At 50.4% G+C, this 15,121-nt stretch carries 10 protein-coding genes and 1 pseudogene; 10 read left to right on the plus strand and 1 reads right to left on the minus strand.

From position 1 onward, the window contains the following. Window positions 1-29 precede the first annotated feature (29 nt). On the plus strand, window positions 30-3,734 hold the full coding sequence (locus QZZ36_RS11200; RefSeq protein WP_295081486.1) for a phosphoribosylformylglycinamidine synthase: 3,705 nt from the start codon (window positions 30-32) through the stop codon (window positions 3,732-3,734). A 276-nt stretch (window positions 3,735-4,010) separates the two neighbouring features. Here the strand turns inward: QZZ36_RS11200 and QZZ36_RS11205 are convergent, their stop codons facing one another. Beyond that, window positions 4,011-4,982, minus strand: coding sequence for an AAA family ATPase (locus QZZ36_RS11205; RefSeq protein WP_295081488.1), 972 nt, complete (start codon window positions 4,980-4,982; stop codon window positions 4,011-4,013). Window positions 4,983-5,262: 280 nt separating this feature from the next. On the opposite strand from QZZ36_RS11205, the gene glgA reads away from it, so the two are divergent. The 9 genes and pseudogenes from glgA to QZZ36_RS11250 all read left to right on the plus strand — a co-directional run. Further along, the gene (glgA, locus tag QZZ36_RS11210; RefSeq protein ID WP_295081490.1) at window positions 5,263-6,717 is read left to right on the plus strand and encodes a glycogen synthase GlgA; all 1,455 of its coding nucleotides are present in this window, start codon (window positions 5,263-5,265) and stop codon (window positions 6,715-6,717) included. A gap of 257 nt (window positions 6,718-6,974) precedes the next feature. Next, window positions 6,975-7,640 carry an HAD family phosphatase gene (locus QZZ36_RS11215; RefSeq protein ID WP_295081493.1) on the plus strand — a complete coding sequence of 222 codons (666 nt, stop codon included), beginning with the start codon at window positions 6,975-6,977 and terminating at the stop codon, window positions 7,638-7,640. Further along, window positions 7,637-7,885 (plus strand): hypothetical protein, encoded by a 249-nt coding sequence (locus QZZ36_RS11220; RefSeq protein ID WP_295081495.1) that lies wholly within the window; start codon window positions 7,637-7,639, stop codon window positions 7,883-7,885. Before QZZ36_RS11215 ends, QZZ36_RS11220 begins: the two co-directional genes overlap by 4 nt. A gap of 254 nt (window positions 7,886-8,139) precedes the next feature. Further along, complete coding sequence (gene trkA / locus QZZ36_RS11225; protein WP_295081497.1) at window positions 8,140-9,498, plus strand: Trk system potassium transporter TrkA; 1,359 nt, start codon at window positions 8,140-8,142, stop codon at window positions 9,496-9,498. A gap of 19 nt (window positions 9,499-9,517) precedes the next feature. After that, the gene (locus QZZ36_RS11230) at window positions 9,518-10,954 is read left to right on the plus strand and encodes a TrkH family potassium uptake protein (protein ID WP_295081499.1); all 1,437 of its coding nucleotides are present in this window, start codon (window positions 9,518-9,520) and stop codon (window positions 10,952-10,954) included. A gap of 61 nt (window positions 10,955-11,015) precedes the next feature. Further along, window positions 11,016-12,065 carry a leucine-rich repeat protein gene (locus QZZ36_RS11235; protein ID WP_295081501.1) on the plus strand — a complete coding sequence of 350 codons (1,050 nt, stop codon included), beginning with the start codon at window positions 11,016-11,018 and terminating at the stop codon, window positions 12,063-12,065. 50 nt (window positions 12,066-12,115) lie between these two features. Then, complete coding sequence (locus QZZ36_RS11240; protein ID WP_295081503.1) at window positions 12,116-14,221, plus strand: leucine-rich repeat protein; 2,106 nt, start codon at window positions 12,116-12,118, stop codon at window positions 14,219-14,221. A gap of 172 nt (window positions 14,222-14,393) precedes the next feature. Then, entirely contained in the window at window positions 14,394-14,810 is a 417-nt protein-coding gene (rpsL, locus tag QZZ36_RS11245) for a 30S ribosomal protein S12 (RefSeq protein WP_294752406.1), read from the plus strand. 235 nt (window positions 14,811-15,045) lie between these two features. Further along, a pseudogene (locus tag QZZ36_RS11250) lies at window positions 15,046-15,121 on the plus strand (30S ribosomal protein S7); the annotation flags it as partial.

Here is a 15,121-nt window from a genome sequence, read left to right on the forward strand (position 1 = left end):
CCTAATTAGATTTGAAGGGAGACTGAATTATGTCCGTATTCAGAATTTACGTTGAAAAGAAGCCTGAATTTGCAGTAGAGGCTCAGTCTGTTCTCAGCGATATAAAGACTGCTCTCAGACTGAATATCTCAGGCGTCCGTATCCTCAACAGGTACGACGCAGACAAGCTCAGCGAGGAGGATTTCAAGGCTGCGGTGAATACCGTGTTCTCAGAGCCTGCCGTTGACGTGGTCTACGACGAGCTCCCGCAGGTGAGCGAGACAGACAGAGTTTTTGCCGTGGAGTATCTCCCCGGGCAGTTCGACCAGAGAGCCGACAGCTGCGAGCAGTGTATACAGATACTCCGTCAGGGAGAGCGCTGCCGCGTGAGAAATGCCCGTATCTACATAATCTCAGGCATAATCACAGACGCAGACTTCGCAAAGCTCAAATCCTACATCATCAACCCCGTTGAGAGCCGCGAGGCTTCACTGGAGACAGTAAAGACCCTCGATACCAATTACGATATCCCCACTACCGTTGAGGAGCTGGAGGGCTTCATCAACCTCAATGCCTTCGGACTTCACGCCTTCGTGGACAAGTTCGGTCTTGCCATGGACTACGACGATATCAAGTTCTGTCAGGACTATTTCCGCAACGAGGAGAAGCGCAATCCCACTATCACCGAGATACGCATGATAGATACCTACTGGTCTGACCACTGCCGTCATACCACCTTCCTCACCAACGTAGAGAACGTAAAGATAGATACTCCCTATATAAAGGACACCTACGATATGTATGTGAACGTCCGCAAGGAGCTGGGCAGAACGGACAAGCCCATGACCCTTATGGACCTTGCCACACTTGCCGCAAGAAAGCTCAAGGCTGACGGAAAGCTCCCCGACCTTGACGAGAGCGAGGAGATAAACGCCTGCTCGGTAAAGATAAAGGTGGACATCGACGGTCAGCAGGAGGACTGGATCCTCATGTTCAAGAACGAGACCCACAACCACCCCACAGAGATAGAGCCCTTCGGCGGCGCGGCTACCTGCCTCGGCGGAGCTATCAGAGACCCACTTTCGGGACGCTCCTATGTATATCAGGCTATGCGTGTGACAGGCGCGGCTAATCCCCTTGTTCCCGTTGAGGACACTATCGCAGGCAAGCTCCCTCAGAGAAAGATAACCCTCGGAGCCGCAAACGGCTACAGCTCCTACGGTAACCAGATAGGTCTCGCCACAGGTCATGTCGCTGAGGTGTACCACCCCGGCTACGTTGCGAAGCGTATGGAGATAGGCGCGGTCCTCGGAGCTGCTCCTGCCGAGAATATCCGCAGGGAACGCCCTGAGGCGGGAGATATCGTTATCCTTCTCGGCGGCAAGACAGGTCGTGACGGCTGCGGCGGCGCTACAGGCTCCTCAAAGTCCCACACTCTCGAATCTCTCGAACACTGCGGCGCTGAGGTACAGAAGGGAAATCCTCCCGAAGAGAGAAAGCTCCAGAGACTCTTCCGCAATCCTGAGGTCACAAAGATGATAAAGCGCTGCAACGACTTCGGCGCAGGCGGCGTATCAGTTGCTATCGGAGAGCTGACGGACGGACTTGTCATAAACCTCAACGCTGTGCCCAAGAAGTACGACGGTCTTGACGGCACGGAGATAGCTATATCGGAATCCCAGGAGAGAATGGCTGTAGTCATCGCTCCGGAGGACAAGGAAAAATTCATGGAGGAGGCTGCAAAGGAGAACCTTGAAGCTACCCTCGTTGCGGACGTTGTTGACGAACCCCGTCTTAAAATGGTATGGAACGGCAATACTATCGTTGACCTTTCCCGTGAGTTCCTCAACTCCAACGGCGCTCCCAAGTATACGGACATAGAGGTGGAGGCTCCCGTACTCCTTGACGACGGCGATGTGGCTGACAGTCAGGATTCATGGACACAGCTCATGTCAAACCTCAATGTCTGCTCACAGAAGGGACTTATCGAGAAGTTCGACTCCACTATCGGCGCGGGAACGGTACTCATGCCCTTCGGCGGCGTGTATCAGATGTCTCCCTCACAGGCTATGGCAGCCAAGATACCGGTACTCACCGGCGAGACCGATACCTGCTCTCTCATGGGCTGGGGCTACAACCCGGATATATCGGAGAAGTCCCCTTACCACGGCGCAATGCTGGCAGTTATCGAGTCTATCGCAAAGGTAGTCGCGGCAGGCGGCTCCTACAAGAAGTGCTGGCTCACATTCCAGGAATACTTTGAGAGGACTCAGAACGACCCCAAGCGCTGGGGCAAGCCTATGGCAGCTCTTCTCGGCGCCTTCAAGGCTCAGCTTGAAATGGGCTGCGGAGCTATCGGCGGCAAGGACTCAATGTCCGGTACCTTCGAGAAGATAGACGTTCCGCCTACTCTCGTTTCATTCGCCGTGTCCACCTCAACTGCGGACAAGGTAGTGTCCACGGAGTTCAAGGGCGTAGGAAACACGGTAATATCAATAGTTCCGGAGTATGACAGCTACGGACTGCCAAAGTTCGACAGCATAAAGGCCTGCTTCGACAGGGTGGAGCAGATAATAAAGGACGACCGTGCCAACGCGATTTGGACAAACGGCTACGGCGGCTTTGCAGAGGGTATCGCAAAGATGTGCTTCGGCAACAAGATAGGCTTTGAGTTCACCTCACGCCTCAGCGGCAGGGAGCTCTTCAAGCCTCACTACGGCGCGTTCATCATCGAGCTGAAGGGCGACGCGAAGGACGGCGAGACCGTTATCGGCAAGACTGTATCCGACTACAAGATACTCTGCATGGACTATACAGTGAGCCTCGACAACTTACAGAGGATATGGGAGGGCAAGCTGGAGCCCGTATTCCCGTGCCGCATAAAGACCACGGACGCAACTCCCCAGACCTATTCCTCACCCAACCGCATACAGCTTTCAGCTTCCACAAAGATAGCGAAGCCGAGAGTTCTCATACCCGTATTCCCAGGAACCAACTGCGAGTACGACACAGCGAGAGCCTTCGAGAAGGCAGGGGCAAAGCCTGAGGTAGTCGTTATCCGCAACCTCTCCGCAGGCGATATCGAGGAGAGCGTAAGGTACTTCGAGAACGCTGTGAGATGCTCCGAGATAATCATGATACCCGGCGGCTTCAGCGGCGGCGACGAGCCTGAGGGAAGCGGAAAGTTCATCACCGCGTTCTTCCGCAACCCGAAAATAAAGGACGCAGTCCACGACCTCCTGAAGAACCGTGACGGACTTATGCTGGGAATCTGCAACGGCTTCCAGGCTCTCATCAAGCTGGGACTTGTTCCCTACGGCGAGATAATCGACATGGCTGACGACGCTCCCACACTTACCTTCAATACCATAAACCGCCATCAGTCCATGATGGTCAATACACGTATCGCCTCCAACAAGAGCCCATGGCTCTACGGCTGCGAGGTGGGAGATATACACACAGTCGCCATATCACACGGCGAGGGACGCTTCGTAGCTCCGGCAAGTCTCATACAGCAGCTTGCGAACAACGGACAGATAGCCACCCAGTACGTTGACCTTGACGGCAATCCCACAATGGATATCCGCTACAATCCCAATACCTCCATCGAGGCTATCGAGGGCATAACTTCTCCCGACGGCAGGGTATTCGGCAAAATGGGACACTCCGAGCGTAAGGGCAGCTATATCTGCAAGAATGTTCAGGGCGAGAAAGACCAGAAGATATTCGAGAGCGGCGTAAAATACTTCAGTTAAGAACTAAGAGCTAAGAACTAAGAACTAAGCAGGGGCGGATATTATCCGCCCTTTTTGTTATCCTCACGGATAATGTAACATGAACCCACTGTAGGGGCTGGCGTCCCCGACAGCCCGTGCCTTTTTTAGCCGTTAGCCTGTAGGGGCTGATGCCCACATCAGCCCGACAATATGTATCGAAGCTCACATATTCTCTCCTTCCTTCCCTTCGTATGTTATGCACAAATAAAATGAATATTATTGTTAAAAATAAACGAAGGAAGGAAGGGGGGATTTTTATTGCATTCCCCAATACCATGACATTGTATTTTTGAAAGACCTGATATCAAGCTCTTTTTTTGCCGCTTTTAACGAATCCATACTCAATCCTATCTCCTTTGCCTTTTCTGTGAGGAGCTTAACTGGCTTCGCTTCGCCGCTTCCCAGCTCCGACATGAGGAACTGCCTTGCGAGGTCGGTCTGCCTGGGCTGTGGAGCAGCAAGTCCCATGAGGATATTCTCAGGGTCAGCCTCGCACTCTCCCTCAAAGGTGAACTCATTGTTCTCACCGAGCCTGAACGCCACGGGCTTTCCCTCTCTGGCAAGGGAGTTCTTTATCTGCATGACTATGCGCCTGTCCTCGTCGTGCCTGTCCCTTGCTACGAGAAGAACGCTTCTTGCCGCCACCGTCAGGTCTATGGAGCCAAGTCCGCGGTAAGCCGCCTTAGCCCCCATGTTCTTGTTCATGTGACCGATGAGGACTACCGCCGTGCCGAACTGCTCCGCGAGATTCGAGAGATAGGACATGACGGGACGGACTTCGTTCGCTCTGTGCATATCCACCTCCGCTCCGAGATAAGCCTGCAGAGGGTCGAGGATAACGAGCCTTGCGCCGGTCAGCCTCAGGACTTCATCGAGCCGTCCGTCGGTAATGGTCAGAGGGGACAGGCTCTCGTCAACTCCGCTTATGTAGCCGCAGTCGGCGTCTGCCGCGAGAAGTCTCGGCTTCACTGTATCCGCGAGACCGTCCTCGGCGGTCTGAAAGATAACGGGCTGAGGGTACAGCTCCTCACCGGTAAGAGGGTCTTTCGTCTCACCTGTGACAGTTCTTCCCCTTGTGAGGGCGGCGGCTATATTCAGCGCGAGAGTTGTCTTGCCCTCGCCGGGGTCGCCCTGGATTATAGTCACCTTGCCGTAGGGGATATAGGGATACCACAGCCATTCGGTCTTGGTCTCCTTTATTTTTGCCATGTTGTACATACCGGTCATTGTTACCGCCTCCGTGAAAGAATTTTTCACAATAGGGCTGAAAACGGACTTTATTCAACCGAAAACAGTTGAATATTGAAAAAGTTTTTCTGAAATTCAGCGTATTAGACAATTTGCTGCATATAATATTGTGTATTTGTAACACTTATCACTGATAATTTGTGACCGCCGGCTGTGCAATGTTCATATTTTTGTATTGACTGCCTGAGAAAATTAGTGTATAATATAAATAAGGTTACATGGATAAGCTGTAACAATTTTTTGGATAAGGAGATATGCTATGAATAATATACTATTTGCCGCATCAGAGTGCGTTCCGTTTATAAAGACTGGCGGTCTTGCGGACGTTGTCGGCGCTCTTCCGCAGTACATCGACAAGAAAAACTTCGACGTAAGAGTCATTATGCCTTATTATACCTGTATACCGGCTAAGTACAGGAACGAATTCAAGTATGTCCACCATTTCTATATGGATTACGGCATGAGAAGCGAAGGCGTCCATGTCGGCATAATGGAGTATGAGTACAACGGGATAAAGTTCTATTTCGTGGACAATGAGTACTATTTCAAGTGCGATACTCCTTATTCTCCCGACCTCAGGTGGGACATCGAGCGCTTTACCTTCTTCTGCAAGGCGGTACTCGCCATACTTCCCGTTATAGGCTTCCGTCCCGATGTGATACACTGCCACGACTGGCAGGCGTCCATGATACCGGTGTTCCTGCACTCCACCTTTGCCACGAACCCGTTCTACAGCGCCACAAAGACCATAATGACAATACACAACCTGAAATTCCAGGGCGTGTGGGATATAGATACCTTCAAGTTCAATACGGCTCTGCCTGACTATATGTTCACCCCGGACAAGCTGGAGTTCCACAAGGACGCCAATATGCTCAAGGGCGGTCTTGTCTACGCGGACTATATAACCACAGTCTCAGAGACCTATTCCGAGGAGATAAAGTATCCCTTCTACGGCGAGCAGCTTGACGGACTTCTCCGTGCCCGTTCGGCTTCACTGAGAGGTATACTCAACGGCATAGACTACAAGGTGTTCGACCCAGCGAATGATGAAAAGATATTCGCCAAGTTCGACGCGAAGACAGTCAAGGCGAAAAAGGCTGAGAACAAGCTGAAGCTTCAGGAGCAGCTGGGACTTCCTTCCGACAAGAACAAGTATATGACGGCTATAATATCCCGCCTTACCGACCAGAAGGGTCTTGACCTCATAAACTACGCTATGGAGCGTATCTGTGACGCGAACACGCAGTTCGTCATCATCGGAACAGGCGACCCCAAGTATGAGAATATGTTCAGGCACTATCAGTGGAAGTACCCTGAGAGAGTTTCCGCCAATATCCTCTATGACGACGACCTCGCCCACAAGGTATACGCCGCGGCGGATACTATCCTTATGCCGTCGCTGTTCGAGCCCTGCGGACTTACGCAGCTCATAGCCCTGAGATACGGCACTCTGCCGATAGTCCGCGAGACAGGCGGTCTGAAGGATACGGTGCAGCCATATAACGAGTTTGACGGCACAGGAAACGGTTTCTCCTTCGCGAACTTCAACGGCGACGAGATGCTGTCTGTGATAAATTACTCAAAGAGCATCTACTTCAACCACCGCAAGCAGTGGGACAAAATGGTGCAGAGAGCGATGGGACAGGACTTCTCGTGGAACAGCTCTGCCCGTCAGTACGAGGGTATGTACAACTGGATGATAAACTGGTAATAAATAAGCTTTATGAGGGCGGAATCCTTCCGCCCTTGCTTGATAAGTGGAGAGTAGTAAGTGGAGAGTTGAGAGTGGAGAGTGGAGAGTTACGTAGGGGCGGCGACTAATGCGTAATTATTGCGCCGTAAGCGATGTACAGGTAAGGGTGTTGTTAAGGGTAAGCGAGTTTACGAGCGAAACGTGGCAAGCGGTCGAGCTGGCTCAGCTCGCAACTCTCAACTCTAAACTGTCAACTAACGAAAAAGGACGATTCAATGAACAAACTCAAAGGTGCGATATTCGATATGGACGGTCTTATGATAGACACCGAAAAGCTCTATCTGAAATTCTGGATACTGGCGGCAAAGGACTACGGCTACGACATGAAGCCGGAGCACGTCTACGCTATCCGCAGTATGGCGAGAAAATTCTCCATACCAAAGATAAAGAGCTTTCTCGGCGAGGACTGTCCCACAGAGGAGATACGCGCTCACAGGACAGAGCTTATGAGGGAGTACATAAAGGAAAACGGTATAGAGGTCAAGAAGGGGCTCTTCACCCTGCTGGACTATCTCCGTGACAAGGGTATAAAAATGGCTGTGGCTACCGCGACTCCCAGCAACAGGACAGAGGAGTATCTGCATACTATCGGAGCCTATGACTATTTCTCGGCTATGGTCTGCGGAGATATGATAACCAACGGAAAGCCTGCTCCCGATATATACCTTACAGCAGCAAGGGAGCTTGGGCTCCCGCCGCAGGAGTGCGCCGCCTTTGAGGACTCTCCCAACGGCATAACCGCTGCCCATGCCGCAGGCTGCCATGCCATAATGATACCGGATATGACTCAGCCGGAGGCGGAGCTTGAACCTAAGCTGTCGGCGGTATATGAGAGCCTTGACATGGCAGTGGAATACTTTGAAAGGAGCTCTGGGCAATGAGCGTTTCGGAAATATTTGAGATACCAAAATACTACTACTTTGAGAGCGGCAACGACTTTTCAGGCAGCAAGGGTGACTTCTCCTATAAGATCGTCAACGATGAGAAGCTGAAATGCATGACATGGCACGGGAGACTGTGTTCCATGAAGGCTGAGATAGAGCATGAGGCTGAGTTCGACAGAACTCCGGAGGGCTTTGCCGATATGGTAAAATGGCTGGAGGAGCAGTTTCTTTTAAGTGAGTAGCAGTAAGTTGAGAGTTGAGAGTGGAGAGTTGAGAGTGGAGAGTTGAGAGTGGAGAGTGGAGAGTTAATGTGTTTGCTGCGCTCACATTATTTAAATAATATCGCCGAAGGCGATACCACAACTGTCAATTCTCAACTCTCAACTCTCAACTTACAAAAGGGCGTTGACAAAAACGGATAGTCGGACTATAATTATATTGAGTAATTGTATCTGCCCGATACTTAATATTATATACATTATTTTACGGAGGAAATATGGATATTATAATCGTAGGCTGCGGCAAGGTCGGTTCTTCCCTTGCTGAAGTGCTAAGCAACGAACACAATGTCACCATAATAGACAAGAAGGAAGCACTGGTCGAAGCAGCTTCAAATGATTTCGACGTTATGGGCATAGTGGGCAACTGCCTTCAGACTGATGTGCTGGAAGAAGCCAATGTTTCAAAGGCGAATATTCTTATCGCAGTTACAGCTTCCGATGAGGTCAATATCCTCTCGTGTCTGATAGCCAAGAAAATGGGCGTCCGCCACTGTATAGCCCGTGTGCGCAGCCCCGAATTCGACAGACAGCTCGTATTCATGCGTGAGGAGCTGGGTATCAGCATGATGGTGAATCCGGATTATAACGCCGCCAACGAGATAGCAAAGGTACTGCGCTATCCGGAGGCTATAAATATAGAATCCTTCGCAAAGGGAAGGGTAGATCTCGCGGAGATACGCATAACCGCGGGAAGTATCCTCGACGGAGTGGCTCTCAGCCAGCTTTCACGCAGAATGAGGCTCGATGTGCTTATATGCGCCGTTCAGCGCGGCGAGGAGCTTACGATACCCAACGGCAATTTCGTTCTCCGTTCAGGCGACAAGATACACATGACCGCTTCTCACAGCAATATGGTAAAGTTCTTCAAGAGCATAAGCGCCGCTTACCGCGAAAAGCGTGTAAAATCGGCAGTCCTTATCGGCGGCGGAAGAGTTGCCTATCATCTTGCGCAGCAGCTCATAGAAATGGGAGTCAAGGTAAAGATAATCGAGATAGACCATGAACGCTGCCTTGAACTCTCAGACAGGCTCAACAAGGTGGATATCTCATGCGCCGACGGTACAGACCACGATATTCTTGAGGAAGAGCGTGTTTACGCCGCAGACGCTGTGGTCACACTTACCGGCATAGATGAGGAGAATATACTTCTCTCGCTCCTTGCCAAGAACAACGGCGTGGAAAAGGTGGTAACAAAGGTAAACAGAATGTCCCTCATGCAGCTTTCGGACACCCTTGACCTTGACAGTATCATCTCTCCCAAGACTATCACGGTAAACCAGATACTCCAGTATGTCCGCGCAAAGCAGAATTCTCTCGGCAATAATGTCACTACGCTGTACAGACTGGTAAATGACAGACTTGAAGCGATGGAGTTCATAGTACGCGACAAGAAGGATTACGTGGGCATACCGCTGAAAAAGCTGAAGCTCAGGAGCGGTATCCTCATAGCCAGCATCGCAAGAGGCAATGAACTCATTATCCCCAAGGGAGACGACTGCCTTATGCTGAATGACAGCGTGGTCGTAGTTACCACTACAAAGGGTATGCACGACCTTAGCAATATCTTTGACTGAGGAGCGTACTGCATAATCTATGAATTACAGAATGATATCATACATTATGGGACAGATACTGAAGGTCGTGGGACTGTTCATGCTCCTTCCCATAATTGTGGGCTTTATTTACGGGGAACAGCACGTTGTCGCTTCATTCGGCATACCCTTAGCCATAACGATGGCCACAGGCTTCGGGTTCACACTGAGAAAACCTGATAACAATGCGATATACTCGATGGAGGGCTTTGTCAGCGTAGCTGCCTCGTGGGTGACTATGTCCTGCATAGGCGCTCTGCCCTTCGTTATATCCGGAGAGATAAAGGATTATCCCAGCGCTCTCTTTGAGACGGTATCGGGCTTTACCACTACTGGTGCCACTATACTTTCCGATGTTGAAGCCATGTCGCGCTCCTGCCTTTTCTGGAGGGCGTTTACCCACTGGCTGGGCGGTATGGGAGTCCTCATGTTCGTGCTTGCCATAATGTCCAGCAACGATTCCCGTACAATGCATATGATGCGCGCGGAGTGCGCGGGACCAAAGGTTGGACGTCTTGTTTCAAAATCACGTTTTTCGGCGCGTATCCTTTACAGCATATATATAACCCTTACGCTGTCAGAGGCGATACTGCTCATGTGCGGCGGTCTGCCGCTGTACGACGCGGTCATACACGCCTGCTCGTCGGCAGGTACAGGCGGCTTCTCCATGTGGGGAGACAGCATAGGACACTACCACAGCGTTTACGTTGAAATGGTGGTGGCTGTATTCATAATACTTTTCGGCGTGAACTTCAACCTTTACTACTATCTGATAATCAAAAAGTTCTCACTGGCATACAAAAACGAAGAGGTGAGGACGTATTTCGGCGTTATAATCGCCGCTACAGCCATTATCGCGGTCAATGTACACAAGCTCTACAACGGAGTTGGCGATACCCTGAGGCATACCTTCTTCATGGTGGCTTCAACTATGACCTCGGCAGGCTTTTCCACTACGGATACGGCGAAATGGCCTGTGTTCTCGCAGACTCTGCTGCTCATGCTCATGTTTGTGGGTTCATGCGCCGGCTCTACCGGCGGCGGAATGAAGGTTTCGAGAATAATGATACTCATAAAGACGGGTATCAAGGAACTCAAATATATAACCAATCCCCGCGCGGTATCGACTGTGAAAATGGACGGCAAGCCCGTGGAAAAGGACGTTGTCCGCGGCGTAAGCAATTACCTTATACTGTTTATGATGCTCATGTGCGTATCAGTGCTGCTGGTAACGCTCAACGGCTTCTCCATAGAGGAATCTGTTTCTGCGGTAATAACCTGTATGAACAATATCGGTTTCGGTGTGGGACGCTTCGGACCTGCCGGAAATCTCAGCGGACTCAACGCGTTTTCAAAGGTGGTGCTCTGTTTTGATATGCTTCTCGGCAGACTGGAGATATATCCGCTCATCATGCTCTTTGTACCGAGAAGGAGATAAGCAATAACGGGACATACAGTCTGGGGAGGCAGTATGCCCCTGAAATAAGGGAGGAATGTTAATGAAGAAATTCTTGTCAGCACTGGTCTCTGCGGCAGTTTGCGCCTCGTCGCTGGCAGCCGTTCCGGTCGTCGGCGCAGCAGGGACAGAGATCATACCGCCGGGGATATCGGTGGGCGCAGCCATTCCGTCTTCCGGTACCTGCGGAGATAATGCGAAATGGGAGGCAGACGGTTCGACTCTGCGAATTACCGGAACAGGCGCGATGACCAGCTATTCCATAAGCACAAGCACACCGTGGTACGGCCGCAGGACCAGGATAACAGATATCGTCATAAGCGACGGTATCACCGAGATAGGTGCCTGTGACTTCGCCGAGCTGAGCGCGACGTCAGTATCTATCCCGAACAGCGTGACTTCCATAGGAAGAGGAGCTTTTTCAAACTGCAGGTCGCTGCAGAGCATAGAGATACCCGAATCCGTTACCTATATATCCGCTCAGGCGTTCAGGAACTGTTCAGCCCTGAAGGAAATATACATACGGAACCCGAAATGCACCATAAGCGGTTCAGCGGGTACTATATGTACCCTTGAAACTGAAAATACGGTATATTTCAACGGTACCATATGCGCTCCCGCCGGCTCTAAGGCTGAGGAATACGCCAATGCGTACAAATATAATTTCCGCGCGGTCGGTTCGTCAGAGGGGACGGCCACAACGCAGACCTCCACAACTACAACTACTACCACTACAATAAGGATAACAACTACTACAACTACCCGGACTTCCACAACATCTTCTGCTACATCTTCCACTACATCGACAGTAACAACAACGGTACCGCCGGTAAACAACGACTATAAGTCCGGCGACGTGAACAACGACGGACTTGTTGATGCCGTTGACGCCAGCCTTGTGCTTGCGGAATACGCGCTGAGATCGTCCAGTCAGAACGGAAAATTTGATGACAGGCAGAGCAAGGCAGCAGATGTTGATCATGACGGAATGGTCGATGCTGTTGACTCATCAAAAATACTTGCTTATTACGCGTATCTTTCTTCAAATGAAAACAGCACACTGACCATTTCTGAGTTTATAGACAGAAAATAAACAATAAATGCCTGATTCAGACAGGCGGTTCTTGGAGATGGAGAAAAAACATGAAAAAATTGATAGCCGCGTTTCTTGCGGCAGTAATGAGCGTTTCTCTTGCAGCCGTTCCGGTTGCCGACGCAGCAGGGACAGGAATGATAACGCCGGGAATATCGGTGGGCGCTGCCATCGCGTCGTCCGGTTCGTGCGGAGATAACGCAAAATGGGAATTTGACGGTTCAACGCTTAGGATCACGGGAAAGGGTGCGATGACCAGCTATACCATAAGCACCAGTACGCCGTGGTACGCGCGCAGGAGCAGCATATCAAGCATAGTGATAGGTGAGGGTATCACTGAGATAGGCGCCTGCTGTTTCGCGGAGCTGAATGCGTCATCGGTATCAATACCGAACAGCGTAACTGAAATAGGCAGAGGTGCCTTTTCAAACTGCAGATATCTTTCAAAGGTGGAGATACCTGCGTCGGTGACTTATATATCCGCTCAGGCTTTCAGGAACTGTTCCGGTCTGAGAGAAATATATATCTGGAACCCAAAATGTACGGTAAGCGGTTCACCGGGTACGATATGTACGATGGAAACGGAAAATACAGTATATTTCAGCGGAACTATATGCTCATACAGCGGTTCAAGGGCTGAGACCTACGCAAAGTCCTACGGATACAATTTCCGTTCGCTCGGTACGCCGCCTGCCACGACGACTACCACCACAACGACTACAACAACCACTACGACCAGAAAGACAACAACTACAACCACAACAACGCAGAAGCCAACGACTACCACGACGACTACCACCACAACAACACAGAAACCGACAACTACCACTACCACCACTACAACCACAACAACACAGAAGCCGACAACTACCACCACTACCACAACAAAGCCTTATGTGGTAAGCGTAAAGGCGTCGCTGAGGATATCAGCCGAGCCTGAAAAAACGACCTATACCATAGGTGAAAAACTCGACCTGAGCGGCGGTCTGCTGGGATGTTCCCTGACCGAGACCTACAGCAGCGGCAATGTCGAAAAAAGGGAACTGCCGTATATCGAAATGAATGAGTTCCGAATGCGGCAGAACAATATTTCCTGTGATACCGGCGCTTTTGACAGCACAAGAGCGGGAAGGTATAAAATAAGGTTCACATACAGCTATATGGGAGCTGAATCATCTGCGGAGCTGCCTGTTGAGGTAAAGGCTCCTGCTACAACAACTACAACGACCACCACTACCACTACAACTACTACAACGACCACCACTACCACCACTACCACTACAACGACGACAACTACTCCCACCACTACGGCTGTGACCACGACGCGTTCCGCAAGACCGACTATCGAGATAGAAAAAGAGCCTGACAAGGTCAGCTACAAGCTGTTTGAACAGCTTGACCTGAAGGGCGGAAAAGTCAGGATAAGCCATATGAACCCTGAAGGCATGACTATCTTTGATTCGGTGCCGATGGACGACCGCAGGATAAAGGTGGAAACGAACTATCAGTCGTGGAATACCGGAACTTATTTTGTAAGACTTGTATATTCCGAGGGAGGCGAGTCGGCTTCTGCCGAATTCAGCGTCAGGGTGTCTCCGTTTGACTTTACCACTTCAACAACGGTGACTGCTGCTGTTACTACCACTACAACGACTGCAACAGTCACGACAACGCCGGTAACTTCCACAACAACGAAAAAAACTACAACGACCACAAGAAAGACCACTACGACCACGAAAAAGACGACAACTACTTCAAGGACTACCGCCACGACTACAAGAAAGACCACCACGACTACAAGAAAAACCACCACAACTACGAAAAAGACCACAACGACACGCAGGACCACTACAACTGCTGTTACGACTTCAACAACGACCACAACTGCTCCGCCCGCGCATCAGAATGAACGCAAACTGGGCGATGTGAACGGCGACGGTATGGTCGACGCGGTGGATTCAAGTCTGATACTTTCGGAGTATGCCGCGCTTTCGTCGGGAAAACCGGGAAAGTTCAGCAATGAGCAGAAAAAAGCGGCTGATGTTGACGAAAACGGCATGACCGACGCGGTGGACGCTTCAATGGTACTTGCCTATTATTCCTATCTCTCAAGCGGCGGCAGTATTGCCGATATGAGGGAATGGCGGAAAAAATAGCTAAGTATCCACGGCGAAACCAACGGTATAAATGGAATAAATGACAAAAAAGACGGCTTTTTGAGGTATACCCTTGACAAGCCGCCTTTTTTTGAGTATAATATATCAGTGCGCAGATTTTATACCCTTTTGAGGGTACTGCCCACTTATTATAATGTAAAGGAGGAAAAATATGCCTACATTTAACCAGCTCGTTCGTAAGGGCAGAAAGGATCTTGAGACAAAGTCAACAGCTCCTGCTCTCCAGAAGGGCTACAATGCAAAGAAGAAGGTACAGATCGACCTGAGCTCACCTCAGAAGAGAGGCGTTTGCACAGCTGTAAGAACTGCTACACCTAAGAAGCCTAACTCAGCTATGAGAAAGATCGCCAGAGTTAAGCTCACTAACGGCTATGAAGTAACATCTTACATTCCCGGTATCGGTCACAACCTTCAGGAGCACAGCGTCGTTCTCATCAGAGGCGGACGTGTTAAGGATCTCCCTGGTGTGCGTTACCACATCATCAGAGGTACTCTCGACGCTCAGGGCGTTGCTAACCGTAATCAGGCTCGTTCCAAGTACGGTGCAAAGAAGCCCAAGCAGAAGTAAGAGAATGCTTCGGAGCAGTCAGCGGCAGGCTGCATGAAAAAATGCCGTTCATTCATTATAATATAGGATAACTACTACCGCAGGATAATGCGGAGATCATATAGATTAGTTCGATTGATCCTCTGCATTGGCTCCTGACACACCTGTCGGCGAAGGCACGCCGGTAATAAGGCAGTAACCGACAAGGTTTGAGTACCTATGAATTCATCAATCTATATGAAGGAGGGAAGCGAAAATGCCAAGAAGAGGTAAAATCGCAAAGCGTGATGTATTACAGGATCCTGTATACAATTCAAAGCTCGTTACACGTC

It is taken from the genome of Ruminococcus sp. (genome assembly GCF_016287535.1).
Lineage (GTDB): Bacteria > Bacillota > Clostridia > Oscillospirales > Ruminococcaceae > Ruminococcus.

Coding starts and splice junctions, on each gene's coding strand:
- QZZ36_RS11200 (WP_295081486.1), top strand. CDS start 30: ATGTCCGTATTCAGAATTTACGTTGAAAAGAAGCCTGAATTTGCAGTA.
- QZZ36_RS11205 (WP_295081488.1), bottom strand. CDS start 4,982: ATGACCGGTATGTACAACATGGCAAAAATAAAGGAGACCAAGACCGAA.
- glgA (WP_295081490.1), top strand. CDS start 5,263: ATGAATAATATACTATTTGCCGCATCAGAGTGCGTTCCGTTTATAAAG.
- QZZ36_RS11215 (WP_295081493.1), top strand. CDS start 6,975: ATGAACAAACTCAAAGGTGCGATATTCGATATGGACGGTCTTATGATA.
- QZZ36_RS11220 (WP_295081495.1), top strand. CDS start 7,637: ATGAGCGTTTCGGAAATATTTGAGATACCAAAATACTACTACTTTGAG.
- trkA (WP_295081497.1), top strand. CDS start 8,140: ATGGATATTATAATCGTAGGCTGCGGCAAGGTCGGTTCTTCCCTTGCT.
- QZZ36_RS11230 (WP_295081499.1), top strand. CDS start 9,518: ATGAATTACAGAATGATATCATACATTATGGGACAGATACTGAAGGTC.
- QZZ36_RS11235 (WP_295081501.1), top strand. CDS start 11,016: ATGAAGAAATTCTTGTCAGCACTGGTCTCTGCGGCAGTTTGCGCCTCG.
- QZZ36_RS11240 (WP_295081503.1), top strand. CDS start 12,116: ATGAAAAAATTGATAGCCGCGTTTCTTGCGGCAGTAATGAGCGTTTCT.
- rpsL (WP_294752406.1), top strand. CDS start 14,394: ATGCCTACATTTAACCAGCTCGTTCGTAAGGGCAGAAAGGATCTTGAG.